The 26956-nt window shown below is 53.4% G+C and carries 28 protein-coding genes; 17 read left to right on the top strand and 11 right to left on the bottom strand.

From position 1 onward, the window contains the following. Positions 1–33: 33 nt before the first annotated feature. Both SE86_RS07025 and SE86_RS07020 read right to left on the bottom strand, forming a co-directional pair. Positions 34–1506 (bottom strand): hypothetical protein, encoded by a 1473-nt coding sequence (locus tag SE86_RS07025; RefSeq protein ID WP_148666804.1) that lies wholly within the window; start codon positions 1504–1506, stop codon positions 34–36. Positions 1507–1521: 15 nt separating this feature from the next. Continuing rightward, positions 1522–2721 carry a nicotinate phosphoribosyltransferase gene (locus SE86_RS07020; protein ID WP_117354855.1) on the bottom strand — a complete coding sequence of 400 codons (1200 nt, stop codon included), beginning with the start codon at positions 2719–2721 and terminating at the stop codon, positions 1522–1524. Between the two features lie 196 nt (positions 2722–2917). Here SE86_RS07020 and SE86_RS07015 point away from each other — a divergent pair, with 196 nt between their 5' ends. From SE86_RS07015 to tes, 4 genes are all read left to right on the top strand, one after another. Then, positions 2918–3169 carry a hypothetical protein gene (locus tag SE86_RS07015; RefSeq protein WP_117354854.1) on the top strand — a complete coding sequence of 84 codons (252 nt, stop codon included), beginning with the start codon at positions 2918–2920 and terminating at the stop codon, positions 3167–3169. Between the two features lie 213 nt (positions 3170–3382). Next, positions 3383–4795, top strand: coding sequence for a phosphoglucomutase (locus SE86_RS07010; RefSeq protein ID WP_158543153.1), 1413 nt, complete (start codon positions 3383–3385; stop codon positions 4793–4795). Between the two features lie 53 nt (positions 4796–4848). Beyond that, positions 4849–5274, top strand: coding sequence for a thioredoxin family protein (locus SE86_RS07005; protein ID WP_117354852.1), 426 nt, complete (start codon positions 4849–4851; stop codon positions 5272–5274). A gap of 358 nt (positions 5275–5632) precedes the next feature. Continuing rightward, the gene (gene tes / locus SE86_RS07000) at positions 5633–7276 is read left to right on the top strand and encodes a tetraether lipid synthase Tes (protein WP_342755381.1); all 1644 of its coding nucleotides are present in this window, start codon (positions 5633–5635) and stop codon (positions 7274–7276) included. Positions 7277–7675: 399 nt separating this feature from the next. Here tes and SE86_RS06995 read toward each other — a convergent pair whose 3' ends face one another. The 6 genes from SE86_RS06995 to leuS form a co-directional block, all read right to left on the bottom strand. Beyond that, a complete protein-coding gene (locus SE86_RS06995; protein ID WP_117354850.1) occupies positions 7676–8314 on the bottom strand; it encodes a 2,5-diamino-6-(ribosylamino)-4(3H)-pyrimidinone 5'-phosphate reductase in 639 nt (212 codons plus the stop codon). A gap of 273 nt (positions 8315–8587) precedes the next feature. Next, positions 8588–8998, bottom strand: a complete 411-nt coding sequence (locus SE86_RS06990) for a secondary thiamine-phosphate synthase enzyme YjbQ (RefSeq protein ID WP_117354849.1) — start codon at positions 8996–8998, stop codon at positions 8588–8590. A 390-nt stretch (positions 8999–9388) separates the two neighbouring features. Beyond that, positions 9389–9973 (bottom strand): metallophosphoesterase family protein, encoded by a 585-nt coding sequence (locus SE86_RS06985; RefSeq protein WP_257791327.1) that lies wholly within the window; start codon positions 9971–9973, stop codon positions 9389–9391. A gap of 10 nt (positions 9974–9983) precedes the next feature. After that, complete coding sequence (locus SE86_RS06980; RefSeq protein ID WP_117354847.1) at positions 9984–11108, bottom strand: DUF763 domain-containing protein; 1125 nt, start codon at positions 11106–11108, stop codon at positions 9984–9986. 76 nt (positions 11109–11184) lie between these two features. After that, positions 11185–11721: an HD domain-containing protein gene (locus SE86_RS06975; RefSeq protein WP_117354846.1), complete on the bottom strand. Its 537-nt coding sequence runs from the start codon at positions 11719–11721 to the stop codon at positions 11185–11187. Between the two features lie 51 nt (positions 11722–11772). Next, on the bottom strand, positions 11773–14664 hold the full coding sequence (gene leuS / locus SE86_RS06970) for a leucine--tRNA ligase (RefSeq protein ID WP_117354845.1): 2892 nt from the start codon (positions 14662–14664) through the stop codon (positions 11773–11775). 681 nt (positions 14665–15345) lie between these two features. Between leuS and SE86_RS06965 the strand changes: the two genes are divergently transcribed. After that, positions 15346–15849, top strand: a complete 504-nt coding sequence (locus SE86_RS06965) for a hypothetical protein (RefSeq protein WP_117354844.1) — start codon at positions 15346–15348, stop codon at positions 15847–15849. 31 nt (positions 15850–15880) lie between these two features. Here the strand turns inward: SE86_RS06965 and SE86_RS06960 are convergent, their stop codons facing one another. Beyond that, positions 15881–16210: a hypothetical protein gene (locus SE86_RS06960; protein ID WP_117354843.1), complete on the bottom strand. Its 330-nt coding sequence runs from the start codon at positions 16208–16210 to the stop codon at positions 15881–15883. 347 nt (positions 16211–16557) lie between these two features. Between SE86_RS06960 and SE86_RS06955 the strand changes: the two genes are divergently transcribed. The 11 genes from SE86_RS06955 to SE86_RS06905 all read left to right on the top strand — a co-directional run bounded on the left by SE86_RS06955 (position 16558) and on the right by SE86_RS06905 (position 25470). After that, positions 16558–18246, top strand: coding sequence for a cytochrome ubiquinol oxidase subunit I (locus SE86_RS06955; RefSeq protein ID WP_211096561.1), 1689 nt, complete (start codon positions 16558–16560; stop codon positions 18244–18246). Between the two features lie 14 nt (positions 18247–18260). Next, on the top strand, positions 18261–19457 hold the full coding sequence (locus tag SE86_RS06950; protein WP_117354842.1) for a cytochrome ubiquinol oxidase subunit I: 1197 nt from the start codon (positions 18261–18263) through the stop codon (positions 19455–19457). 130 nt (positions 19458–19587) lie between these two features. Continuing rightward, a complete protein-coding gene (locus SE86_RS06945) occupies positions 19588–20424 on the top strand; it encodes a cation transporter dimerization domain-containing protein (RefSeq protein WP_117354841.1) in 837 nt (278 codons plus the stop codon). Between the two features lie 42 nt (positions 20425–20466). Continuing rightward, the gene (locus SE86_RS06940) at positions 20467–20658 is read left to right on the top strand and encodes a 50S ribosomal protein L24e (protein ID WP_117354840.1); all 192 of its coding nucleotides are present in this window, start codon (positions 20467–20469) and stop codon (positions 20656–20658) included. A gap of 100 nt (positions 20659–20758) precedes the next feature. Continuing rightward, on the top strand, positions 20759–21532 hold the full coding sequence (psmA, locus tag SE86_RS06935) for an archaeal proteasome endopeptidase complex subunit alpha (protein ID WP_117355194.1): 774 nt from the start codon (positions 20759–20761) through the stop codon (positions 21530–21532). A gap of 88 nt (positions 21533–21620) precedes the next feature. Then, positions 21621–22325, top strand: a complete 705-nt coding sequence (locus SE86_RS06930) for a ribosome assembly factor SBDS (protein WP_117354839.1) — start codon at positions 21621–21623, stop codon at positions 22323–22325. Beyond that, positions 22322–23026: an exosome complex RNA-binding protein Rrp4 gene (rrp4, locus tag SE86_RS06925; protein WP_117354838.1), complete on the top strand. Its 705-nt coding sequence runs from the start codon at positions 22322–22324 to the stop codon at positions 23024–23026. The genes SE86_RS06930 and rrp4 overlap by 4 nt, the downstream gene beginning before the upstream one ends. A 4-nt stretch (positions 23027–23030) precedes the next feature. Continuing rightward, positions 23031–23759 (top strand): exosome complex exonuclease Rrp41, encoded by a 729-nt coding sequence (gene rrp41 / locus SE86_RS06920; protein WP_023428448.1) that lies wholly within the window; start codon positions 23031–23033, stop codon positions 23757–23759. Continuing rightward, on the top strand, positions 23756–24601 hold the full coding sequence (gene rrp42 / locus SE86_RS06915; protein ID WP_117354837.1) for an exosome complex protein Rrp42: 846 nt from the start codon (positions 23756–23758) through the stop codon (positions 24599–24601). Before rrp41 ends, rrp42 begins: the two co-directional genes overlap by 4 nt. Before the next feature lie 9 nt (positions 24602–24610). After that, a complete protein-coding gene (locus SE86_RS06910; protein WP_117355193.1) occupies positions 24611–24880 on the top strand; it encodes a 50S ribosomal protein L37ae in 270 nt (89 codons plus the stop codon). 5 nt (positions 24881–24885) lie between these two features. Then, on the top strand, positions 24886–25470 hold the full coding sequence (locus tag SE86_RS06905; RefSeq protein WP_148666803.1) for a hypothetical protein: 585 nt from the start codon (positions 24886–24888) through the stop codon (positions 25468–25470). Between the two features lie 13 nt (positions 25471–25483). Here the strand turns inward: SE86_RS06905 and SE86_RS08030 are convergent, their stop codons facing one another. Together SE86_RS08030 and SE86_RS06900 are read right to left on the bottom strand one after the other, a co-directional pair. Next, a complete protein-coding gene (locus SE86_RS08030; RefSeq protein WP_158543152.1) occupies positions 25484–25645 on the bottom strand; it encodes a hypothetical protein in 162 nt (53 codons plus the stop codon). A gap of 76 nt (positions 25646–25721) precedes the next feature. Then, positions 25722–26015 carry a hypothetical protein gene (locus SE86_RS06900; protein ID WP_117354835.1) on the bottom strand — a complete coding sequence of 98 codons (294 nt, stop codon included), beginning with the start codon at positions 26013–26015 and terminating at the stop codon, positions 25722–25724. 256 nt (positions 26016–26271) lie between these two features. Between SE86_RS06900 and SE86_RS06895 the strand changes: the two genes are divergently transcribed. Then, on the top strand, positions 26272–26937 hold the full coding sequence (locus tag SE86_RS06895; protein ID WP_117354834.1) for a 50S ribosomal protein L15e: 666 nt from the start codon (positions 26272–26274) through the stop codon (positions 26935–26937). Positions 26938–26956 lie beyond the last annotated feature (19 nt).

Here is a 26956-nt window from a genome sequence, read left to right as displayed (position 1 = left end):
AGCAGGGCGTTGCCACAGCTCAGCTGGTCTGAACTATAAAGATAGGCTGCCGCTTGAAACCGCTCTAAGCAGCCTGGAGGCAACCGACCTTAGCTCAGGGTCAACAACTGCTACTATAGCGTAGTACACCGCTAAGTAAGGTACTCCCATCTCCGCTAGAATTGCTATAGACCTTAAGAGACCCCTGCTTGGCGGCGCGAGCGGACTAAAGAGAAGAGAGAGGGCAATAGCCAGCAGGGCGCTCAAGGCCAGCTTCGCCAAGCGCCTGTTAAATTCTCCCTTGGCGTTGCCTGGAAGGAACCAGTAATAGTATATGCCAACCGACAGGGCAAAGCGCACCATGTAAACAGCGGACCACGCCAATATAATAAGTTGAAGCTGAAGGCCCTTTAGCATGATGAAGGCCCCGGCCAGCGCTATTATGTAAACTAAGGAGGGTATAGACGTCACTATGTTTAAGCGCTCAAACTTAGAGACGGAGCCCTCGCCGACTTCGCCTATAGAGCCCATCACTAGGTTTGAGAGCCCTCCGTTCAGAACCTCAATTATAGCTGTTATCATAAACACTGTCAGGGCCCATGATGCCCAGCCGTACTTGTAATTGAAGACATAAATTATGTAGAGCGGGTGCACGGCCGCGTAAACAAAAAGCGGGGTCGCGAGTGAGGCCACTATGAAGATTGACCTTAGGGCAGCTGCCACGTTGCCTGTTGAGAGGACGTAGACGTGAAGGTACCGAAGGCCTGTATTTGCAGACTCCCTTACAAGCGTCGCCACGGCCGCCGCGACGAAGAAGGCCGCCACAACGGCTGAGCCGACGAGGGGGTACGCTATTGTCGCGTCAAGTGACGCCACAAAGCCAACAACATACGCAATTAGCAGCGGCCTCGAAGTCCTAGCCCACTCGGCCAGGGTAGGCCAGGGCGACGAGTCAGACCCCACTACTTGGTGAAGCCACTCAAGCCCAAGGGCTATTGAGATCGCTAGAGAGAGCGACGTCGCAACGAAGACGTGCCCAAGCGATGGAAAGGCCGCGTATAGCGCCACCATAATTAAGGCGGAGTACAGCAGTCTGTAGACAAGGGTCAGCAGGGCCAGCCTCACAGGCCTTGTGGCGTCCAGCATTGTGGTGATGCCCCCCATGAATGACTGAAGCATGAGGGCCGTGCCAGCCAGGAGCGCCACCTCAAGCCCCACCTTTGCCTCTAGGTACTCTAGGCTGAAGCCTAGCAGTATCCCGAGGATCCCGCTTAGCAGCGAGAGAAAGAGCCCTGCCGAGAAGGAGCCTCTCCTTCTTACGGCTAAGTACCTATACATCCACAGCCCAAAGAGGCTGATGGGCACAGTTGCGTAGTTAATGACTCTCTTTGTAGCAAACTGATAGGCCGCATAGTCTGCCTCGCTAAGCCTTCTGGCAAGCAGTATGCTCACAGTTATATTTAAGAGAAGGGCTACGCCATAAAGGAGGGACCTAGTGACCACTAACCTAGTTGGCGTTCTACTCAAGGTGCTCCGACACCACTATGGCAGCAGCTTCAGCTCCTTAAGCTGCGAGATCACGTAAGACCTTATGCTGTCCAAGGACGGCAGATCACGGACCAACTTGCCATTGTCTAGGTATTTAACTAGGAGCTGCTCAGGCCTCCTGCCGTCCTCGCAGGACGGCGGCTCGCTGCTCCAGGGTGCCACGTGATGTTTAAGCGCGCCACATGAGTACACCATCTTGGCCCCTGGCATCTTCCCCCTCTTGGCTATCGGTTCCCAGCCGTTACCGCGGTTCACCTCGACTATATCCATGCTCAGGTCGACGCTCCTTGGCATTGCAACAGTAGTGCCAACACCAAACCCATCAGCGACGTCACGTAACTCCAGTATGCTCTGTTCGTCAAGGCCACCGCTGACTATGACCCTCACGTTCTTATAGCCGTGGAGCTGAAGGGTCCACTTGACCTCCTCTATAATGTCGTGCATGTTGCCCCTCCTGCTTGACGGCGTGTCAAGCCTTACCCCCCACAGCTTGTCCTTGAGCAGCTCGGCTGCCATCATGGCCTCCTGCCTCTCGTCGTCAAATGTGTCCGAGAGCGCAATCACATTTACCTTGCCGCTGTAGAGCTCTGCAAAGAGCTGCCACGCTTTCCTCTGGTCCCCAATAGCTATTATCAGGGCGTGAGGCATAGTTCCCTGAGGCGTCAGGCCCAGGTACTTCTCTGAAAGTATACCACTGACCGAGTCAGCGCCACCTATGTATGCGGCCCTGTCAGCCGCTGGAAAGACGGCGGGATGAAGCGCCCTGAGCCCAAAGAAGAGGTAAAGTTTGTTGCCAGCTGCTACCCTGATTCTAGCCGACTTTGTCGCTATGCTGCTCTCAAACCTGAGGACTCCAAGTACTGGAGCCTCGAACGGCGCGAAGGCCTCATAAGGAGCCTCTATCAGCATTAGAGGAGTCTTCCTCTTAAAAAGCGTGCCCTCAGGGAGCGAGTACACAGTGAACGGCTTGTCCTTCATTATGGCTAGGGCCTCCTCAAGCCCCGCGTAAACTGCCCACTCGCCCTCAGGCGGCTCGCTGTATAGGTGCACCTCCATCCTGACTTTGACGCTGCTGAGGCCCGCGTACATTAAGACCTCCTGCGTCCTCTTGAAGTAAATGTCGCTGGCCTCACCGCTTACTATCTCATCCTTGGAAGCAACAAACAGCCGCGGCTCCTTCGACGTAGCTTTCACCCCTCAGCCGCAGGCCCTTGAGGAAAATTTAAAGCTCCCTCAAGCGTTTGATGAAAAGGCCTTTAAGAGCAGATGCGCTATGTTAAACAGCTGAGCCCTTGCATCTATATATAAAACACTATAACGATTATTAGGGACTTCGTGATAAAAACTTATCAGGCCTTTCTCACTTTAAAGACAGTCAGGGTGCCAAGCCGTGAAAGTAAGGTCCGTCGAAGCGAGGACTATGAAGGGTAAGAAGGAGGTAGGCGGTAAAACCTATGAGTACGAGTACTACACGCTTCCCCTTAACCTCTACATAAAGAAATACGTCGTAGAGAGGTGGGGGAAGGATTTCGTAGTTGAGGTTGACGAGGATACTGGAGTTGTATGCATAAAGCCAAAGAAGGTCGGCGACCTTCTGGGCCTAGCCAAGTGCCCCGCTGTACCCTTAAACGGTGGCAGCTAGCATTGGTTTACTGAGAACAACAAGGCGACATCATGAGGGTTTCTTTTGATGTGCCCTCGCGGAATTTCACATCATAGAAATTAATGAATACCTATGAGCGAACATCCCTTACAGGCTGGGCCTGTTGTACCTTGCTCATATTTTGTAGAAGCGCGTAGGTTCTTTTTAGAAGCGCTTTTATCTCGCGCAAACAGAGCATGCATGGTGAGTGCCTTGCCCTTATTCGGAACAGCGGGAGCCAGAGGCCCCTACCCAGAAAAGATTAACCCAAGGCTAATTTATAGCATAGCCTTAGCAGCGGCCAGGCACATAGCGGACTCCAAGGGAAGTGCCGTAGTGGGGCACGACTCCAGGCTCACGAGCCCGCTTCTGTCGCTGGCGACGGCCTCGGGCTTCATGGCAGGCGGCATGGATGTGATACTTATTGGCACGGCGCCTCTCCCAGTTGTAGCCTACGAGGTCAAGAGGTCGCGCTCCTCACTTGGGGCCTCGATCTCAGCGAGCCATAACCCGCCCATGGATAATGGCATTAAGCTGTTGAAGAAGGACGGCATGGAACTCTTCAGAGCCGAGGAGAGCTCCCTTGAGGGCTACATAAATTCAGCAACGGAGGTGCCGTGGGACAGGGTCGGCTACTTCACTACTGAGAATTATGCCGTCGAGTCTTATATAAATGAGGCCCTAGAGTTTGTTGACACGAGCCTGTGGCGCAGGGCTGACAGGCCTAAGGTTTTGGTCGACTGCGCTAACGGCGCTGCCAGCGTCGTGACTCCAAAGCTCCTCAGGGAGGCAGGATTCGAAAAAATCATAAGCGTAAACTGTAACCTTGACGGCACGTTCCCAGGAAGGCTTCCTGAGCCGAGGCCTGACGTGATGACGTCCCTGCAGCCTGTCCTTGAGGGCTCGAACGCCGAGGTCCTCCTAGCTCATGATGGCGACGCTGACAGGCTGGCAGTCCTAACTAGGGGGTTAGGCTTTGTAAAGCAGGACCTTATAATAGCCCTGCTGGCACAGCGCAAGCTAAGCGAGAGCAAGGGTAACGTTGTGGTCTCTGTTGATGTAGGCTACGAGGTGCAGGAGGTTGTAGAAAAGACAGGCGGCAAAATAGTTCGCGCGCCCTTAGGTAGGCTACACGAGTATATGGACAGTAACACGTTAATGGCTGCTGAGCCCTGGAAGCTCATAGATCCAAAGTGGGGGCCGTGGCCTGACGGCATCTTCCAAGCACTCCTCCTGCTGGATGAGGTCATGAGAAGAGGGCGCAGCGTAAACGAGGTCATACTATCATTGCCGTCATATCCAAGTGCCAGGCTCTCGTTCCTGGTGGGAAGCGAGAGCGATAAGGAGCAATTATACGAAGTGCTCTCGCGGCGGGCGGAGAAGCTCTTAGGAGTCAAGGTTACAAGCCTCCTCGCCATAGATGGCGTAAGAGTGGAGGGCGAGGATGGCAGCTGGCTCCTCGTAAGGAAAAGCGGCACTGAGATGAAGGTGAGGGTCTACGCCCAGGCCACAAAGCCTGCTAGGCTGAAGGATATAATTGATAACGTTAAGGCCGTAGCGTCTTCCACGTCGGACCGCGCGAGGCCTAGCGTTCTCAGCGTCGAGGAGGCCATAAACATGGCGTAAGGCCAAAGATACTTTAGGGAGAGGCCCCTCTCTAGAGGAGCTGGGTCAAAGCCATGTATGAGAAGGATAACGATGCGTGGCTTAATCTCTCGGAAAAGCTTGAAGAAAGGGCCTTCTACCTGGAGAGGGCTCTAAAAGAGTTTGTCGTTAACGTAACACAGTCTAATATGAGCTCACTCATAAACGAGAACAAGGTGTTATTCCTTTACTTCACTGCCGAGTGGTGTGGCCCCTGCATAAACTTCTATAAGACCTTCAAGGAAGTTGCAATGAAATACCTAGTTCCAGGTGTGGCCTTTGGTAAGGTAGACGTAGACTCGGCTTATGCAGTAGCTGATAAGTATCAGGTGAGGCACATACCCTCTATACTCATAATAGCGGATGGGAAGGTCGTTGATACTATAGTGGGTCAGGTCAGCAAGGATGAGCTTGAGAAGAGGATGGGCACGTACATTAAGAAGGCGCTGGCCCAGCATTAGCTGCCTTGCATATTTCATGTTAAGGCCCCTATGGACATCTTGTTAACAGCTCTAGGTTGAACTGCCACCACTTGCGCGCGTGATTTTTTATAAGTACAACAGTGCTAAGAGAGCTCACTTGATGAATCTATAACAGGTAAGAAGTCAACTAGGCCAGGCCACAATAAATACTTGTGCAGGCTTAAATAACTGAAGCAGAATAGTAAGAGGTCAGGAGGTAACCTAGTTGACTGTAACAGTGAGTCAAAAGACGTACATTGAAGCGCCCCCAACGCTGCCAGCCCCTGGAAGGCTTGTGAAGGAGGGTGACAGTGTCTATGTTGAAATAGCTGAGAAGAAGATACCCATTGGCGGCCTCATGCCTGAGCTAAGGGAGGGCGAGAAGCATGTAGGCTACACCACAAGCCTCTGCCCAGTTTGCATGAGGTTGCTGCCAGCAAGGATCCTTGAGAGGGACGGCAAGATATACATAAGGAAGGTCTGCCCTGAGCACGGCGAGTTTGAAGAGCTCTACTACGGCGACGCCAAGCTGTACTACAAGATGATGAAGTATGAGGAGACTGGCAAGGGGGCAGGCCATGCGAAGGCTTATGTCGCCCTCAGCGCCCCATGCCCCTTCAACTGCGGCCTCTGCTCAATGCACGAGAACCACACGGCCCTAACCAACCTAGTTGTCACGAACAGGTGTAACCTGAGCTGCTATTACTGCTTCTTCTACGCTGAGAGGGCCGGCTACATCTATGAGCCCTCCATAGAGCTCCTGAGGTATCAGATCAGGCAGGTGAAGAAGCAGGCCTTCACTATGGCCGTACAGATAACGGGAGGGGAGCCGACGCTCAGGGAGGACCTGCCTGAAATAATTAAGATGCTCAGGGAGGAGGGCGTAAGGCATATACAGCTCAACACGGCTGGCATAAAGTTTGCGGAGATGTACTTCCACGACCCCCAGGCCGCCATAAACTACGCGAGGACGCTTAGGGAGGCCGGCGTCAACACAGTATACATGAGCTTCGACGGCGTGACGCCCAAGGCCAACCCGAAGAACCACTGGGAGGTGCCATACATATTTGAGGTCTTCAGGAAGTCCGGCATGACAAGCGTCGTGCTCGTGCCTACGCTCATAAAGAATGCCAACTTCAATGAGATGGGCCTGACGCTGAAGTTCGCTGGAAAGCATATGGACATCGTCAGAGCGGTCAACTTCCAGCCTGTGAGCCTCAGCGGGCAACTGAAGAAGAGCGAGAGGGAGAAGATGAGGGTAACCATAGCTGACGCGATAAAGGGCATAGAGGAGCAGACAGACGGTCAGATACCGGCCGACACGTGGTACCCAATACCTGTTGCAGCCAAGTTCTCTAAGTTCGTAGAGGCCTCTGTTGGGACCGAGCAGTTCTGCATGTCGAACCACCCAATGTGCGGCGCTGCAAACTACGTCTTCGTCGAGAGGGGGCCCGACGGCGTACCAACAAAGTTCGTGCCACTTGGCAACTTCTTCGATATAGAGGGCTTCATAGAGTTCCTTGATAAGGAGAGGCTTAACCTTGAGGACTCAAAGTTCAAGAAGTTAGCACTATTGAAGGGCCTCATAGACCTGAGGAAGTTCACAGACCAGGAGAAGATGCCGAAGGAGCTCAGCTTCTCGAAGCTGCTTGCAAGCGTGCTGATAAGAAGGAATTATGACGCCCTTGGAGAGCTACACTACAAGATGCTGTTCATTGGCATGATGCACTTCATGGATCTATACAACTATGATGTAGAGAGGGTTAGACGGTGCAACATCCATTACACAATGCCTGATGGCAGGGTGGTGCCGTTCTGCACCTTCAACGTAATGGAGAGCCTCTACAGAGACTACATACAGTCTAAGTACAGAAATACCACGCTCTCCACTAACAGGATGAACGGCTTCAACCCAGGCGAGAAGTACGACAGGTCTAAGTACATACTGAGAATAAAGAAGGACCCGCTGTACTATGAGACCTATAAAGGTCTCATATACTAAGGGCGTCACGTTAAGTACGAGACTGTAACGCTTCTACATAACTACTAGTTATTTTAATTGCTTCTAAATATTGTTTTGATATGGGTTACGTTTATACAGTATTACCGAGACAGCTTTCATTGGTGAACCCCCACCTGATGACGGGCGCCGCTCATGAGGGTGGGAGTGATAAAAGGCGTGGACGGGAGGGTAGCGGCGTCTCCCTCGACCAGCCCCAATGACTTAGGGGTGACCGCGTGTGATCCCTTAAGAGGGGTGCCCGCGGCGGAACTAGGTTAAAAGTAAGGAAAAGGAACGCCACGGGTAAACACTCTAACCTTTTAGGCCTAAGTTTACTTTATAGTGTATATTAAAATAAAGCTACAATCCTGCTTTTTTATTAGTAAAGAAAGTCTTATATTAGTAGATTATGCCGTATCTGAGGTGGACCCAGCCTCCGCAAAGAACCCTGAGGCTCTTTAAGTAAAGTCCCCTCAAAAGGCTAGCATTGCCATTTATTACCTGAACACCCATGCCAAATATAATTGGCGACACCGTGAGCCAAAGCTCGTCGACTAGGCCATCCCTGAGGAGCCCATAAGTTGTAGTCCCTCCGCCCTCGACCATGAGTCTCCTGACGCCCATGTCAAAGAGCGCTGAGAGGGCCTTTCTCAGATCCACGCTGCCCTCGCCAGCTCTTATTACACTTATGCCTCTCTCCGTGTATATAGAAATTTTGTCATCACTCTGATCCTCGGTAGTTATGATAACGCCTTTACCTGGGACTGAGAACATCTCAAGGGTTGGGGGTACCTTAAGGGCCGCGTCTATTACTACCCTCAAGGGGTTTCTGCCGACAGCCCTTCTTACTGTGAGTGAGGGGTCGTCTTTTATCGCGGTGTTAGCTCCCACGAGCACAGCGTCAGCCCATGCCCTTAGCCTGTGCTGCAGCTCGAAGTCCTCCTCGCAGCTAAGCTTAGAGAACCCAGTCTCTGTCGCTATTCTTCCATCAACGCTCATGGTTGAGAAAACTATGGTGTACGGCTTCAGAGCTACCACCGAGCTGCTGTAGCGACTCTAAGTTTAACGCTTGCCACTCCCACGTTCAGGTGTAGCTGTATTGCCCACGGTGCCTGCGGACCCTTTGAGGCCCCTGGTTCGATTAGCTGCCTGTAAGTCATAGTCAATAGCATTCCGTGGCATTACCATAACTGTGGCTCGCTTGTAACGGACCATCTCAAACGCTGCCCCTAGCCCTTAGCGTCTAGCATTAGTTGTGACAAGCAGTTGCCGCAGAAGCGTGACAGTTACATTGATATTGTTGGCATAATGCTATTCCCCTACAAAGGTTAGTTCAATGAGCCTACTCCTAGGACCGTCCATCTCTATAAGGAGCACCCTCTGCCAGCGGCCTAGCTGTATGGTCCCGTTCACAACGCTTACGCACCTTGAGTTACCTATAAAAGTTGCTGCAAGGTGAGCGTGCGCGTTGTTATCGACAAGATTGTGCTTCCAGGCCCGCTCGGGGTTGAAGAGGCTCCTTATGGAAGTCACGATATCCTCCATAAGACCTCTTTCAGCCTCGTTAATGGCTATAGCGGCTGTCGTGTGCGGCACTGATATTGAGAGCAGCCCATTGGTAACGCTATTGTTGTATATAAACTCCTTTACTTTGTCGGTCACGTCAATAACTTCAAATCTCTCCTTAGTCCTGACTTCAAAGCGTTCATGAAGGAACTTCAAGAAGACCCCCAGCTGCTCACTACTAGGCCGAGTTATAAAATCACCGACTTTGCAGAGGGTTCAGCTCCTACATGGGTTCATTGTTTTACAGTCGGAGTCTCATCCTTATTTCCCGCGCCCCGCTCGGGGTCCCATAGGGCCTGGGGGCGCTCAGGGTTACCTGGGACCCCACGCCCTGAGTAGCCTCGGGGAGAGCCTAGCGGCTCTTCACCCCTCAAGGGGACCTCGCCGACGAGCATGTATAATGAACCTTAAAGACCCATGTGAAAATCAAAATAGCTGCGGAAGGCTGCTGTTATGATTTTCATGAGCGCTCATTACTGAAGAGCTTAAGACGTTAAGGTAGCCAGCGTTAAGTCACAAACCCGCAATAACTCCTAGGCAGGGTGCCTAAGCGCGCTTAAGGCTAACTTTGACTTTGCCTGCTTCCAGCATCTCTATGAGCGCGTAGCGCCCCTCAAAGAGGGGGCCTGGGTTAACTGCAACTACGCCGTCGTAAAATGCCTCCCCGGGCGACTCGTGAACGTGGCCGAATAGATGAAGCTTTGGCTTAAGGAGCCTGGCCAGCTCCCCTATCGCAGCCAACCCTATGTTAACGCCCAGAAGGGTCCTGTCGAGCACTCCCTTTGGAGGGTGATGGCTCAGAAGCACGTCAACCTTAGACCCACTCATGACCCTCCGCAGTCTCTCTACGTCACTTCTGTAATCAATGCCGCCTACGCCAGCCACTGCGAGGTTGCCAAACGACAAAACCCTCCCATCAAGGAGTAGCCCCTTCCTGTCAAGAGCTCTCCTTATCGCTACATCATCTAGGTTGCCGGTGACGGCCAGCGCCCTACCAGAGCAGCATGAAGCCAAAGTATCAACGACGTCCAGGCACTCATAGTCGCCGGTGGCGAGGAGAAGGTCAAAGCTCTCTAGCTTAACAACTCTTGTAAGCGCCTCGGCATTGCAGTGGATGTCTGAGACGTGCAGTATTCTCAGCTCAGCTCACCTGCCTTGTCAGGAACGCCCTTAGCCTGGCCATTGCCCTTAACTTAACAGCGCTCCCCAGCTTAGACTCCTCTATGGCCCTGGCAAGGTAACTAAGAGCCTCCTCCGCCGTCTTGGGGTCGAAGGGATAGGGCACGCCGTCCTTGCCTCCTATGGCGTAGGCATAATAAAATGGATCCAGGGACAGGGTCAGCGGGTCGCGCTCCGAGGTCGGCACAGAATATATGACGTCAGCTATCAGGGCAAGGGCCCTCAGTACCTTGGGGCCCAGGCCTTCAGTTAAGGCCAGCTCCTCCTCGCTTGAAGGTGGGTTCGCATAAATCTTCTCAAGGGCCCTGACGAACTCCTTAGTTGGCGTCACAGGCCTGTAGTAAGCCCTGGGAGGCCTTGCCCTCGCCTCCCCCTCTATGTACCTGAGCAGGCTTGGTGCCCCCAGGGCAGCGTTGCTCTCAGCCAGCAGCCTCAGGAGCCTCTCCTTGCCCTCAGCTATTATGTCAACGTATGCCCTCCTGGCCTCCCTGCTCTCCCTGGCGGTGGCGTTAAGGTAAACCGACGCCTTAAAGCCAGCCACGCCTGAGAAGGGCTCCTCTATGGAAGCCTTATCTATGTGGTACCTTCTTGCCATCCTAGAGGTCAAGTTCATGCCCTGCTGTATTACAAGCTGGGGGCCCCTCTCAGTCACTATAACCGCGTGGACGTATGTGTCATAGCCGTCCTGCAGGAACGTCGAGGCCGCCCGCGCCGCTACCTTGCTGAATCTGAAGGCCTCATCAGAGCTCACCCCAAGCCTCCTCTCAGCGGCCTCGCTCTCATCCTTAACCTGGAGCATCCTCTTTCCCTTGCCGCCCAGCACTAGGAAGCCGAGATCCTCAGACCAGCTGATCTGCTTGAGCAGCGTTAACACTACTGTCGTGCTGCCGCTGCTGTCCCAGTCCATGCCTATGACATTATTGAACGCCTGAAACCAGTAGGGGTCTGAGAGCGCCTTTATGAGCCCCTCAGGACCGCGCTCCTCCACTATGACCTTTACTATGCTCCCGCTCAGGGACTTCATAATCTTCAGCATCCAGCCTGGCACATGGCCGTCGTGCAGCGGAAGCTCAGCAGCTCCTGTCAAGGCTCCCCTTATAATATCTAGGGCGAGCCCTAAAATTGCTGAGGGGCCGCATTATGTTAAACGCCCTTGGGAACGCCTAACAGGTAAGATCTATGCCCTCAGACCTCAAGACGTCTAAGACCTTTTGCCCGTTGGGAAGCCTTTGAACTACAGCCCTCAGCTCATTAACTGATGAAGTTACTATTTCAGAGACCTTAAAGCCCAGCGACTTATAGTAGCAGCCCTCCAATATCGTTGAAGCGAGGTCGCCTACCTTAGCCACAATAGACTCAAGACTTCTGCCCTCCATGTACTCCAGCGCTGCGCCTCTAACCGCGTCACTGACATTCATTTTAAAGATGGCCTCGCGCTCAGCCAACTCCTTGGCCGTCCTGTCAACGCCCGAGCTCTTTGACACGTCGCCCACTATTGACTCGCCTATGTCATGAACCAGCGCTATAAAGGCTGCTCTGAGCGGGTCAAGGCCCAGCTGAGAGGCCACGTCAGCAGCTATGAGCGCTGCGGCGAACGAGTGCTGCGAAACGCTCTCAGCGACGGACGACGGAACCCCCCTTAGCATCCAGCCTGTCCTAGAGAGCGAGTTCAGCGCAATTATGATATCAGAGAGCCTCAAACGAGCTCACCTTCTCCTTTTAAGTGAGTACAAGGGTGGAAGAGCTGCCTCCTATGCCCTTACCAAATAGATGGCTGGTTTGCCAGGCAGTGCATTTGCCCTCCTCGGTGACGACCCCTGCTCCTCCTCCTCTATTATGACGCGGACCCCTCCAAGCTCCCTTGATATGAAGTCCGCGGACTCCCTGAGCACCCTCAGCTCAAGCTCTCTGTCTAACAGCAGGTCGAGGACCTCTGGGCTCTTGCTGACGCTCTGGAGAAGCCTGGAGAGCTCCTGGCGTGGGACGCCATAGTCCTTTCCCATAACCTCCTTTATGGCATCCCTGAGCTGCTTGCCACCTGAAATGGACCTGCTAAGGTCCATCAGCGCGCTGTACTTCCACTTGGCTGCAACTGTAACTATCACCTCCTTAGGCGTTCCAATGAGGCCCACGACATTCTTTACGTCGTTAAGAAGAACTTCGATGACCTTCTCAGAGACCTCGACATCCTTCCTTACCTTGTTCTCATCATATCTTGGCCAAGTCTCTGTGACGACGAGCGTGTTGTGCCCTGCTAGGTGCCACGTCTCCTCAGCCACGTGAGGGGCAAATGGAGCTAGCATGAGCGTCGTGTACTCTATGTACTTTATCAGGAGCTCCCTGTTAGGGGTGCCGGCCCTCCTCAAGTACCACTTGTACCTATTTTGAAGTCCATAGAACGCCTCCAGGAAGGCGCTCTTAAACTTGAGCTGCTCCATGTACTCTGTGACCCTCTTCACCGTTGAGTTGAGCACGCTCTCAAACCAGTCGTCTATGGAGAGCCTCTCTTCCCTGCCCTTCCCATGGTTCTCCTTAACAAAGTCTATCCAGCCGTTCAGGTCCTCGATTGCCGTGTCAACGTCTGCTAGCGTGAAGTTGGCATCATCAAGGCCGCCGTCAGCTCCAGCCAAAACCTCGGCGATGCGGGTGGCGTCAGCGCCCGCCTCGTCGAGCATCTGACGGAGTGTTATGAAGTTCCCGGTGGACTTGCTCATCTTGGCCCCATTTAGGAGGGCCCAGCCGTTTATCCCTATGCCGCGCGGCCAGCGCTGCTCATCAAAGATCGCGGCATGGTGGAATATGAAGAACAGGAGGTGGTTCTGCATTAGGTCCTTGCCGCTTATCCTTAGGTCCACAGGGTACCAGTAGAGAAACTCCTTTCTGGCAGCATCTATTAGGTCAACCGGCAGGCCCGTTACCTTTGAGACCCCCTCAGCGCTGCCCCTGCCAAGGAAGACATAGTCAAAGAACTCTGGCTTTAGCTGTTCGGGGCTGACCTTGCCCTGTATCAGGTAGTCTATAGCGTAGTACGCCATGTATATGGTTGAGTCGCTTAGGCTCTCTATAACCCACTCACTGTCCCATGGAAGTGGGGTGCCAAGCTCATTCTGATGCGTGCAGGCCCAGTCATTGAGCCAGTCTATAAGCTCCATGAAGTTCGATTTAAGGTAGGGCGGGTATATATTCATGTTAGACAGGAGGCGCTTGGCCTTCTCCTTCCACCCCTTGTCGCTGTATGTTAGGAACCACTGGTTCTCGACAAACTTCACGTGAGTCCTAGCGCCGCACCTGCAGTAGACCTTTGAGGGCAATGTATAGACCTTAAGCGCCTGGCCCGCCTTTATTAGATCTCCCTCGATCCTCTGCCTTGCCTCTATTACCTTTAGACCGCCATACGCACCGACGTCGCTTAACATAACGCCCATGTAGTACTCCTTAGAGTAGAGCTCCTTTGTGGCCTTCTCCAGCAGCTCCTTGTCATCCTGGCTCTTAACGCCAAGCCTCCTTATTATGTCGTCCGCCGGAACCCCCTTCAGGCCAGGAGCCTCTATTATCTTCCTCACCTCTATCGACCTCACCTCGGTTGGATCAAGACCATAGGACTTCAGCTCCTCGTCGCTGGCCCTCCTCAGGTCCATGAGGGCAGCATAATCGTATGGCGCGTGGGCTGGCACGCTCATAACTATCCCAGTGCCCTCGTCAGGTATCACGAACCTAGCCGGCAGGACAAGGACTTCCCTGTTAACTATAGGCACTACTACCTTTCTCCCGACGAGCTCGTGACCTTTCACGGAGCCTACAACCTTAATGGTATGACCCTGGTCAGCCAGCTCCTCTGACATGTAGTCATTCATTACAACCGTCCTTCCGTCAAGCTCCACAACTAAGTAAGTGGAGTCTGGGTGAACCCAGACGTTAGTAACCCCAAATATGGTCTCCGGCCTGTAGGTTAGGGCCGCCAGGTAGCGCTCCTCCTCAGCCAACTTGAAGAGTATGACCGTGGCCTCCACAGGACCTATGCCAGCGTACTCGTCAGGCCTGTCGTGGTCACCAACGACCTTCTTCTCCCTAGGGCACCAGACTACTGGGTGGCTACCCCTTCTCACATAGCCTGCATCCCTCAGTCTCAGGTACTGCCACTCTACGAACTTGCTGAAGTAGGGGTTGAGGCTGGTAGTGAAGAACTCCCTCCTCCAGTCTATGCTGAGCCCGTACCTCTTAAGGTCCTTCTTCCACTCCTGAGTGAAGTACCTCACCCACGTTGCGGGGTCCTTGAACTGGGGTATGGCGTCCTCTGGAACACCCATGGACTTCAGGTCATCAATTATCTTCTTGTCACCCTCGTTGAGCCTCCTTGCAGCTGCGACTATTGGTCCTCCAGTGGCGTGCCAGCCCTGGGGGAAGAGAACGTTGTAGCCCCTCATGCGTTTGTACCTTGCAGCTATGTCAACCCTCAGTATAGTGAAGGCGCTGCCGAGGTGAGGGAGGCCGTTCATGTATGGGAAGGGGAAGGTCACGAAGAACTTAGGCCTTGAGGGGTCCACGTTAGCCTCATATACTTTGGCCTTATCCCACTCGTCCTGCCACTTGAGCTCTATAAGCTTTAGCCCCTCGGCTGCCTTAACGTTTTTAATCAATGGCAACCTTTTGCACCTTCTATCGCGTTTTGAGCTGCTAATTTAAAGTTCATCACGACCCCTCTTCTAGGCGCGGCCTCCGCTTATGTATTTGCAAAGGCCCCCCGCAAGAACCCTTCAGTCTGTAACTTTTTACGTAACTATTCGTTATTTTAATCACTTCTAACCCTTAATGCTATTAAGCAGGCTGAGGCTGCATGCCTAATCAATTTTTATGAGCTTTTATGCTGACATTAGATCGGAGGGCGCCACGTGAAGTCGATGAGCAGTCGCGAGGCGGAGGAGGGCGCCCAGTGAAACTCCCCACGTCGTGGCTGGGAGCCATACTCCCTAACCTAGGCGCGGGGAGGGGAGGAGGAGTGATGAGGCCGAGCGGCTAATAGCCACGATGAGGGCCGAGCTCTCTACCCTGACTTAGGCATGCAATTACGTGATAGTTAAGTTAAACGAAGGGTCGGATGGACTAGGACTCGTCACAGGCCAATGCCTCTGTTGTCCGGGTTCCTCTCCTCATCCCAGGATTTCAGAGCTGCCTAGGGAGTATTAAGGTCACAGGACCCAATTTAACTTCCTGTGAACAGGCCCTTAAGAAGGCCTAGCGTATATATTAGGTGTTTAGCCGGGTAACCTGGTCTCTTTCTGGAATAATGCTTAAGACTCATAGTAACCTCACATGGGTGCTATTGAGTGTCAAGTGACGCGACGTTTAACCTTCACGGCCAGAGCGGCGTTGAAATAAAGGGCTATAGTGAGGACGCCAGCGAGCTTTTTAAGGAGGTTACGAGGCTCCTTTACATCGCTGGCTCTGCGAAGGATGAAGTTGCAATCCAGCTGTCCATATATGCTTCCCTCATGTTTGACGACATAATGGCAAGGGTTGGCCTGAGAGACCACGCCAGCGGCATTGCAGAGCTCACAGGCGCCCCGTTGGCCAGTGCCGCCGACATAGTTGACTGCCTGGGCGACCAGAGGGTTGCCTCACTCTTGGACGCCGCTGCCAGAGCCCTTGAGGGCGACGCCATGGATGGCCTTGAAAAGGACCTGGAGCTCTTTGCCGACTGCGCCGGGTGGCTTGTGATGCCTGACAGGATGGTCAGCGATGAGCAGAGGGGCGCGGCCGTCATGGTGTCTTTCGCTGCTGCCATAAATAAATGGCTTGAGGAGCTCGCGGGTAGGGTCTCGGAGCCTTAGCTGCGACGTCTTGGGGAGCCTTGATAGAAGGCTACTCCTCTTCGTACAGCCTTATAGTTACCTCAGCCTTCACCTTCTGGGACGAGAAGGGGGGCGTCCCTTTGCCAAGATCTATTGCTATGCTTACAGGGTTGCCTAGATCATCGGTGAACTTGACTTCCGCTATGTAAGTCTGCTCTGGGCCTCCTGACTCCATCATTTTCATTATAGACTCGTAGAGCCTTGATATGGCCATCTGGAAGGACGCTGGGCTTGAGAGATCTTCAGGGCGAAGGCTCACCATTGCGATATTCTTAAGTGCCTTACCAACCTTGGCCTCAGCCTCGACGCGCTTTACAATTTCAGGCTTCTCCTCACTCAAGCTAGACGCCTAACGTGCTAGTCCTTGGCAGACTTATTATGCGTTTTCGGCTCTGCTGTACGACGATGGGCCCTCCTTAGTCAAATCCTACTCTATGCGCAGGGACCAGCGGAGCCAGGTCTTGAGATAACTTGCATAAGCGAGTAAAGCTGAAGGCCTTAAACCTTATCGCGCTTCGCTTGTAAAAGAGCTGGCGCTTAATACAACTACTTTTCGCAAATCAGCTTACTATCTTCTTAGGAGCTCGCAGAAGGCTTTCATTAAAAGACTCTATTATATGTTAACGTTAACTGAGTGAAAAGCTTTTATAAAAGACTTAGAGCATAATATATGTAGTGGTGCGGCGCGTGTCTGGCCTCAATGTGTGGCAGCAGCTTGTCAGTTATGGGGACTGGAGCACCAGGGCCATGTCAATTGTTGGCATAGGCATGCACTGGGGGATCCTACAGTACGTCCTGGGGCTGCCCTTCATGGCCTTCATAGCTGAGCTCATATACTTCAAGACCAAGGACCCTGACTGGATGAGGATAGCTAAGGTCCTCGTGAAGGGCACTGCAATAGTGTTTGCAGTTGGCGCCGCCACTGGCACGCTTGTGGAGTTCGGCCTCATAACTGTCTGGCCGAGAGTCCTGACGGCCGTTGGCAAGTGGCTGTACTTCCCAATGTACGCGGAGGTATTCGCGTTCATAATGGAGGTCCTCGTAATCTACATGCTCTGGTACGGCTGGGACAGGCTGTCGCCCAAGGCGAGGCTTGTGCTTACGTTCTTCGCCTTCGTGGGCCCCTGGTACTCTGGCGCCATGATAGTAGGTGCCAACGCTTATATGCAGGTGCCCACAGGACTCATGCCTGACTACAACGCGACGACAGGTCAGTGGCTCTACGCCGAGGGCTACCCCAAGCTAATCCTAGCAATACCAAATAACATAGCCTCGCTCCTCAACATAACGACCCTGCAGTCCCTCCACGTGCAGATAATGGATGCCACTAGCAACGCGGTAATAGCCGCCGTGCCCATAACGATAGTTGACAGGCTCGTCTATGAGTCATTCGCAGGGTACACATTAAACCAGAGCATACTGAAGTTGGTGCTGAAGCAGGGCGCGCTTAGCGACCCAGGCCTAGCGGCCGTGCCCGTGTTAAACGTCTTAAACTCCATAATGGATGCCACGGTAGAGCACTATAACATTTACCTTTACCTATTCAAGAGTCCTGACTTCGCCCCCTCAGTAATGCACTCTATAGGGGCCGGCCTGACGGTGTCCGGGTTTACAGCAATGGCCGGCTTTGGCACGAGACTGATGAAGGTCAAGGACAGAAGGTACAAGGAGTACCTGCTCAAGGCGTTCAAGTTCTCAGTGATATTCTCACTCATAATCATAATATACCAGGGCCTCGTAGCTGGCCATGAGATGGGCGTCACGGTCGCCCACTATCAGCCTGAGAAGTTCGCCGCCTTTGAGGGCCTCGGCGTCCCAGGCTTCACGTCGATTGCTGAAATATTTCACACGGAGCCCATAGAGAAGCTGCTGGCATATGGCACCCTGAGCGCCCACCTGCCCAATTACGGCGAGCTTATGAAATATTACAGCGGCTGGGGCAACCTCTCATCTACGCTGGGGGTACCGGGCACCTCTACATACCTGCCGCCGCTTATAGTCGACTACGCCTACTACGCCATGGTGATACTTGGCATCGCCCTAGGCCTCTACGCGCTTATACTGACGGGATACATAGCGGCCCACAGGGCCGACAGGATACATAAGTTCTGGATGTACCTGCTGGTGCCAGCCGCCGTGCTGGCTCAGCTTGCAAGCTACATGGGTTGGGCCGCGAGGGAGATGGGGAGGCTACCCTGGGTTGTCTACGGAGTTATGACCCTCAGCGACACCGTAACGGTTAACCAGCCGCCTGCCTGGGGTGAGGCTCTGTTCAGCCTCTTCTACCTGGTAATTGGGGCTGCGCTGATCTACGCAGTCTACAAGTTCCTATGGGTGCCAGGCAGAAGGGAGGTCCTCGACGAGGTGAGTTATTGAGGAGGTGAGGGGGCATGTTCTACAGCTCTGTGTTCTGGCTTGCCTTCAACTTTGGCATCCACATAGTCATGGTAAACCTTGTCATAGGGCTCGCGGTGCTCGTACCGCTGCTCAAGTACCTTGGCATGAAACGCAACGACCAGCTGACAGTTAACATGGCCAGGAGACTGATGAAGTACTACGCTGTGACCTATGGTGTAGCTGGCGTGTTCGGCACAGCTTTCACGGTCTTCCTGTTCTCATACTACCCCTTCATGACGCTCTTCATAGGCACTGTTAACATAGTGCCCTTCGCAATAGCAATAGCAATGGTGGCCCTGAACTTCTTCAGCCTCATAGCCTACTGGTACGGCTGGGATAGGTGGAGCCCGAGGACGCACAACTTTATAGGCTTTCTCATGGGGGCCTCAGCGCTCCTCATACCGTTCGGCTTCAGGCAGGTCTTCGCGTTCCTTAATGAGCCTGTAGGACTGCGCTTCACGCCAACAGGTAGCGTCACCCTTAACGTGGCTCAGGCCTACGCAAACCCCACGTTCTGGCCCCTCTACATCTCCAGCATAGTTGGCGCTCTGACAGCCACTATGATCGCAATAATGGCTGGCTTTGCAATAGCCTACGTGAGGAACCCTGAGGCTGAGAGGAGCTACTTTGAGGCGGCTGTCAGGAAGTTCTTCATACCGTCGCTCGTGGGCCTGCTACTCATGGTACCCCTGATGTTCTCCTACCTCATGTCACTCACTGGCGTGCCCTACAAGTTCAACAACATAATGGTCGGGTTCGGCGTCACAATAGGAGGCGACGCATCATATAACTTCACGTGGATATTTGTGCTGCACCTGGCCCTCGTGGCAATCCAGTTCATAGCGCTGCTCTACATAGCCTACGCCGCGTTCAAGGGCAACCTGGTGACCAGGTCAACAGCCCTGTGGTCAATAGTAGGCGGGGCCTCAGCCCTTGGAACCATAGAGGCTGGTGAGATGTTGAATGCCTTTGCTCAGTTCCCCAACTTCATAGCGTCGCTTAATGCAACGCAGGCGCTTTCATATCCTAAGCCATGGAACGTAATATTGACTAATTACAACAACCTCACCAACTACAATACGCTGGCAGCTGCATCGTTTGGCCAGTTCTTCACAAGCTTCATGATGGCTGTAATGATCATAGTTACGATAGCGTTCATCTATGTGGTCTTCTTCAAGAGGTCCCGCTGAGCTCATTTAGATTAAGCTAAAATCACTACTCCTTATTTTCCTCGATCAGCTACCTTATGAAATAGCTAAGAAGCGTGCATCCATTTGAAGGCTTAAATTTTGTTCGGTTATTCGATATAAGTGAGGCAATATGGGCAGGGAGAAGGACGCGGAAACGCGGAGGTATGTCGCAACCGTGGTACTTGTGGCTCTCCTGGCCTCTGTTCTCAATACTGCAGGAGGACTCATATTCAACAGCAGGCTCCTCATAGTTAATGGCCTCACGTGCATAGCCAACTTCCTTGTGGCTATTGCAAACGTTTATTTCTACAGGAGGCAGCTTGAACCTGAGGACATAGATCACCCGATGGGGCATGCCGGCTACTCGCTCAGCGCCTCAGTCACGACGCTCTTAGTGTACGCCTTCGTGCTTGGCCTTGGTATTGATGAGGTCCTCAACCCGTCCTCCTACTCAGTTTCAGGCAGCGCGTGGATAGTCCCGCTGGTGGTGGCGCTCATGTACAGCGCGAGCGTTCTGATGTCAAGGAGGCTAAGCGGCGGGTTCCTGGTTTACTCAAACGTGACGACGAGCGAGATAGCCGAGAGCCTTGTGGCACTCGTAGCCCTGCCCTTCGCTCATGCGTTCTCATTTGAGATAGACAGGGCAGCGGCCGCTGGGATGTTATCGTACCTGGCGTATCAGGTGGCCATCAATTCAAAGGGGGTCATATACAAGGTAACGGGCCCCGCCCCGCCTCCTAAAGTTTACAGTGGGCTACTGAATGATGTGAAGTCCTTAGGTGTCAAGGTTAAGGACCTTAAGCTCAGGAGCGTAGGCGATAACTATGTGTCTGGCTACATTGTTGTCGAGGTTCCGCCAGCGGAGAGCGTGAAGGCTGCCCACGAGCTTGCTGACAGAATAGAGAGCCTAGCGCTCACAAAATATAACATGAGGCTTGTCGTTCACGTTGAGCCCGAGGAGACTTAAGCTTTAAAAGAGGTTACCCCCACAGCCTGAAGGGAGGCTGCCATGCCAAAGGAGGCCACATGCGCGTTCTGCGGGAGGCCCGTAGAGCCCGGAACAGGAAGGATGTATATCACCGAGAGGGGCGAGATAGTCTGGTACTGCAGCAGCAAGTGTTACAAGAGCGCCATAAAGCTGAGGCGCAACCCAAGGAAGCTGAAGTGGGCCAGACCTTGGACTCTTAGGTTGTTGGCCTAACCCAGGCTGACCCCCGCCCTGAAGGGCGAGGTCTTCGGTTGTAATGATGGACATTTAAAAAAGGTCGCACGCACAGCTTCTCTTGAGGAGGGTACCTGTAATGGCAATGGCCGCACCGCCTTCGGCTTACGATCGCGCCATAACTATATTCTCACCGGACGGCGAGCTGTACCAGGTGAGGTACGCTTTTGAAGCGGTCAGAAAGGGCTGGACAAGCCTTGGAATTCTCACTGACAGCGGCGTTGTGCTAGCCGCCGAGAAGAGGAAGATGACGCCGCTACTTGACTTAAACGGCATAGAGAAGATCTATAAGGTCGATGATCATATAGGGGTCACATTCGCCGGCATGGGCAGTGACGGAAGGGTCCTCATAGACTATGCCAGGTTAATAGCCGTGAGGCACAGGTTGACCTACGGCGAGGCGCCAACTACAGAGTATGTGGCCAAGTCGGTAGCTGACCTTAAGCAGCTCTACACCCAGCACGGAGGTGTTAGGCCCTTCGGCGTCGCGCTGGTCTTTGGCGGGGTGGACGCTGACGGCGCGCCTAAGCTCTTAAGGACGGAGCCTGGAGGCCAATACTTCAGCTACTACGCCATAGCAATAGGTCTCGGAGGCGACGCCGCCAACAGCTACTTAGAGAAAACTTATAGGAAGGACCTAAGCTTAGACGATGCCATCAAGCTAGCCATAGTGGCGCTCTTTAAGGGAAGAATAGCGTCGTCCGATGAGAAGAAGGAGGATCTGGCCAGCAGCTTTGATGAGTACACAGAGATAGCCTACATAGATACCAAGGAGAGGACCTTCAAGAAGGTGAGCCGTGACGTCATAAAGGATCTAGTGAAGTCCAGCAAGAACGAGATGCTGCAGTCGTGAAGCACTCCATACCTTGTTAGCTATCTTAAGGCTTTTATAGCCATTAAGGCGTAACCTATCTTGATTAAGCTACTGGGGCGAGAGAGTTTTGCCTAAAAGACAGGAGTATGTGATAGCGTGGATAGACCTGAAGGGTCAGCACTTTGAAATACTAGTCAAGCCTGACGAGGCCTTTAAGTTCAAGGAGGGCGAGAAGGTCTCCATCTCCGACGTGCTGTGGTCTGACACCATCTATAAGGACGTGAGGAGGGGCCTGAAGGCGAGCCCTGACGCGATAAGGAAGGCCTTTGGAACAGACGACATTAACGCCATAGCTGAGCGCATACTCAAGGAGGGCCAGATACAGATAACTGAGGAGGAGCGCAGGAGGATCATAGAGATGAAGAGGAGACAGATCATAACCTACATAGCTAGAAACGCCGTAGACCCAAAGAGCGGCTCCCCAATACCTGAGCAAAGGATAGAGAACCTCTTTGAGGAGCTTAGGATAGGAGTCGACCCCTTCAAGCCCGTTGAACAGCAGGCCCTGGAAGCCATTAAGAGGTTAGCCATGGTGATACCAATAAAGGTTGCCAGGGCCCTTATAGAGGTCACGATACCCCCTGAGTACGCTGGAAGGGCTGTTGGCGAGGTAAAGAGGCTCGGGGACGTTAAGAGGACTACGTGGCTTGACGACGGGAGCCTTAAGGTGGAGCTTGAGATTCCCGCGGGCATGCAGCTCGAGGTTATAGATAAAATACAGGGACTTGCAAGGGGACAGGCCCAGGTGAACGTCAAGGTGAGCTCGCAGTGAGCCAGGAGGAGAAGGCTTCAAAGAAAGTCCTGGTGCTCCCAGGCGACAAAATTGAGGGACTTAAGCAACAGAGCATCTACGTCTTTGACTACAACGGTGAGAAGAGGGCCGCTGTGTTGGGACTAGTGAACTTCAGGGAGGAAGGCACAGATTTCGTTCCGCTTAAGGGCTTCTACTTCCCCAGCGAGGGCGACATAGTTATAGGGCTTGTCATGTCACACGCGGCCGCCAACTGGTTCCTTGACATAAACTCCCCCTACCAGGCCGTGCTAAGTGTCCAGGACTTCTTTGGCGTAAAGCAGGGCGGGCAGGTGCCTGAGGACCCATTTACCTACCTCAAGATAGGTGACTATGTGAAGGCCAAGATCGTTGCATTTGACAGAGTCAGAAGCCCCATGCTGACGGTGCAGGACAAGGGGCTCGGGAGGATAACAGAGGGCACCGTTGTCACCGTCAGGCCTGTCAAGGTTCCAAGGATCATTGGAAAGAAGGGCTCAATGATCGAGACCATCAAGAAGGCCAGCGGCTGCGATCTCTTCGTCGCAGTCAATGGAAGGGTCCACATAACATGCCAGAATGACGTGCTAGAGGAGATAGTGGCTGAGGCTATCAATATTATTGAGGAACAGTCGCACACGTCAGGCCTCACGAACAGAATTAAAGAATTTATAGAGGAGGAGAGGAAGGTCAGAGGGATATGAGCACATGCACGTAAGACCGGCCAAGTTCTTCGATGAGAACGGAAGGAGGCTGGACGGCAGGCTCCCAGATGAAATGAGGCCTGTCGAAATGAAGGTCGGCGTCTTAAGAAACGCTGATGGCTCAGCCCTAGTGTCGTACGGCAAGACGAAGGTACTAGCGGCAGTCTACGGTCCTAGGGAACCTTCACAGAGATACACTGTGCTGCCAGACAGAGCTTCCCTCTTTGTCAGGTACCATATGGCCCCCTTCTCGACAGAGGAGCGCAAGAGCCCGGTGCCAACAAGAAGAGAGACGGAGATATCAAAGGTTCTAAGGGAGGCCCTAGAGCCTGTCGTCATAACTGACCTCTTCCCACGCACCGCAATAGAGGTCTACATAGAGGTTCTCCAATCCGACGGGGGCACTAGGACTGCGAGCGCTACGGCAGCCTCACTAGCTCTAGCCGATGCCGGAATCCCGATGAGGGGTCTCGTGGCGGGGGTAGCCGTCGGCAAGGTAGATAACGTTGTCGTGTTAGACATCAACGAGCCTGAAGACAACTTTGGTGAAGCTGACATGCCGGTCGTGGCTGCGCCTGACCTAGGCCTCATAACGCTCTTTCAGCTTAACGGCGTTATGACAGCTGAGGATGTTCAGAGGGGTCTTGATATGGCACTCAAAGCTATAAGTGAGGTTGTTGAAAAGGAGAAGCAGACGCTGAGAAGCTCTGTGGAGGAGGTAGAGGTAGAGTGAGCTACACGCCATACAGGGTGCCAGTGCTGTCCAAAATAAGGAGCAGGAACCTCATAAGCCTCTACAAGAAGGGCATAAGGAGCGACCAGCGCGACTTCATGACGCCAAGGAACATCTCAGTGCAGCTAGGCGTTATAGACAAGGCTGACGGCTCTGCGTGGGTCAGGCTAGGAAACACTCAGGTGCTCGTCGGCATCAAACTTGAGGTCGGTACTCCCTATAGGGACACTCCCAATGAGGGCGTCCTCCAGGTTAACTCTGAGCTCGCACCAGTGGCCTCGCCTACCTTCGAGCCGGGGCCGCCGGATGAGAACGCCATAGAGCTGTCAAGGGTTATTGATAGGAGCCTCAGAGATCCCAAGGCTGTCGACCTAGGCTCGCTAATAATAAGGCCTGGCGAGAGAGCGTGGGTGCTGTGGATAGATGTCTACGTGCTGGACTATGACGGCAATTACTTTGACGCAAGCATGCTTGGAGTGTTGGCAGCGCTCATGAACACTAAGGTTCCAGATTATGAGGAGACGGAGTCGGGCGAGATAATAATAGATAGAACCAAGGGCTCGCCGCTTAAGCTCAACAGGCGCGTGGTGCTCGTCACAAGTGCCAAGATCGGCGATATTATACTGATAGATCCTAACCTTGACGAGGAGCTGCTTGCTGACAGCAGAATGGTCTTAGCGTTCGACGAGCAGGGAACCGTAGTTGGGATGCAGAAGACGGGCCTCGGGGGCTACACTAGGGATGAGCTGATGAAGATAATAGACATGTCGAGGAAGGTTTCGCAAGTTTACTTTAAATTGCTGGACCAAGCACTCCAGAACGCCGGAAGCCAGCAGAGGTGAGGGCACGTGGTGTACAGCCACACAAAGAACGTTGGTATAACTGGCAGGTACGGCGCCAGGTATGGCTCCACGCTGAGGAAGAGAGTCAAGGCTGTGCTTGAAAAGAGGTACCAGGAACACAGGTGCCCATTCTGCGGCAGCGTGGGCACTGTTAAGAGGCTGTCAGTAGGCGTCTGGACCTGCACCAAGTGTGGCAGGAGCTGGGCAGGAGGCGCGTATGTGCCCCGTACGGAGCTGGCCACGTACCTCCCGCCCTACTTCTCAACATCAGAGATGTGATGTTTGTGAGCGGACAGCCGCTCAGGTTTATCAGGGAGCTCTCGACCAAGGGGCCTGAAGCCTCAGTGCTGCTCACAAGCAGCAGGAGGCCCAGCAGGAGGACTAGGGCCCTGCTCAAGGACCTGGAGCTGACTATTTACAGCGTCGTAAGGCTGACAAGGGGACATGAGTCCCTCAAGGACCTCAACGCCTTAGCTGCGTCAAACGGCCTCAAAAGGGTTGTGATAATTGGGGAGTGGAAGGGTAACCCAGGACTTTTAGTTGCTTACTCACCCTCAAGCTCCGGCCTGGTTGAAGTAGGAAAGCTAAGTATAGTTGGCGTGACGCTAAGGAGGGAGCTTGGCTCAAGGGCCACAGGGAGCTGCAGGTACGTTGCCTTTACAGGTGGCATCCTTGCCAAGGGCGTTGCTGAGTTCCTCTCAGAGTCGTTTCAGCTAAAGCTCGTCGAGAAGCCCACTGACAACTATGTAGACGTCACGCTATCTGAGGATGGAAGTGTATCAATAGTGGCCAGAGGGCGCGAGGGCAAGCTCCTAGGCCCAGTCCTCAGGGTGAGGCCTCTTGCAGGTTGCTGTGAAGGCTCAACTTGACATCTGCACACCTTTAGCAGGAAATCTTTATGACGCCTTCAGGGCCGAGGCCGCCCAGCCTGGCACGCCAAAGAAGGGCGCAGTCGACGTCATAGTCAACCCTGACTGCGTAAGCCTTGTCATAAGCGCCAGAGACGTTGGTGACGCCAGGGCCCTGCTCAACTCTTACCTGCAACTACTTCACGCTGCATATTCGGTGCTCCTCAGCCTTAAAACTCGCGAAGGGGACACCTATGCGAGTCGTCAGGGCTCTAGCCGCTCGTCTGATCAATGATGTCAAGCCACCATCTTATCTCGTCTAGCCCAACGCTTCTTCTCTGACCCCGGCTATCCTCAACGTAAGCATTAATAGGCTCCAGCTCATTTCCTTCTTTAATTTTAAATATAATGATCATGTGCCGCGACTCCGAGGGCTCCGCCTCGACATCAGAGGCAGCTTCACCCATGCTTGGAGTCACAGCTATTAATTCTACAGTGTCGCCTGTCACGCTAATTCTATACATAGGGTTACCTGAGAGGGCCTGCAGAAGCTTCTCTAGATTCATTGTTCTTCACGGTCCCTATACACGTAGCAGCGATAAAAGCCTGTGGTTTAGACCCCGATGAAAGGAGTCCCAAGGGCTGTTAAGCCAAGGATCTAACAGGCACATGATAGGACCGCCGCAATCGCTAAAACTACAGCCCTTCAGCTCGCGCTCGCCGCTCCTTTGCATAACGCGGACTTCTCAGAGTCCCGCCCTCACGCAATCCCTCAGCGCTTTTAAACCCAAGCACTCTTAAGGAGGCAGGAGGTCACCGCAAGTGGCATACGGCATGTACCATTACATTGCAGAGACATGGGAAAAACCATACGAGGGTGACCACGGCAAGCTGATGAAGGAGAGGCTAATAGAGTGGAGGAACGATCCAGCAGTAGTCAGGGTTGAGAAGCCCTTAAGGCTTAACAGAGCCCGCCAGATAGGCTATAAGGCAAAGCAGGGCTTCGTCGTCGTCAGAGTCAGAGTGAGGAAGGGCGGTCAGAGGAAGCTCAGGCCCAGGTCAGGCAGGAGGCCTAAGAGGATGGGCGTCGAAGGGTACACCCTGGCCAAGAGCCTCCAGCAGGTCGCTGAGGAGAAGGCGCAGAGAACCTACCCGAACCTGGTCGTGCTTGGGAGCTACTACCTGGCCGAGGATGGCCAGCACAAGTGGTTTGAGGTAATAATGGTCGATCCCAACGCGCCTACCATAAAGTTGGACCCGCAGCTCAAGTGGGTCATCACCAGCGCCAGCGCTAAGGGAAGGCCCTTCAGGGGGCTCACTGAGGCTGGGAAGAGGTCCAGGGGGCTGCTGAGCGGCAGAGGGCTGAGGGGCACCCACATACACAAGTGGAAGAAGAAGGCCAAGGAGCGCGCCAAGGGCCTCAGGCATGAGGCTAGCAGGGGAGCCAGACTGATAGTCCCTCATGAGAAGAGTGAGGAAAATAAGTGAGAGACAAAAAAGAATTAAT

The sequence above is a fragment of the Acidilobus sp. 7A genome (assembly GCF_003431325.1).
GTDB lineage: Archaea > Thermoproteota > Thermoprotei_A > Sulfolobales > Acidilobaceae > Acidilobus.
The sequence above is the reverse complement of the archived record's forward strand: the minus strand, read 5'-3'. Positions and strand labels throughout refer to the sequence as shown.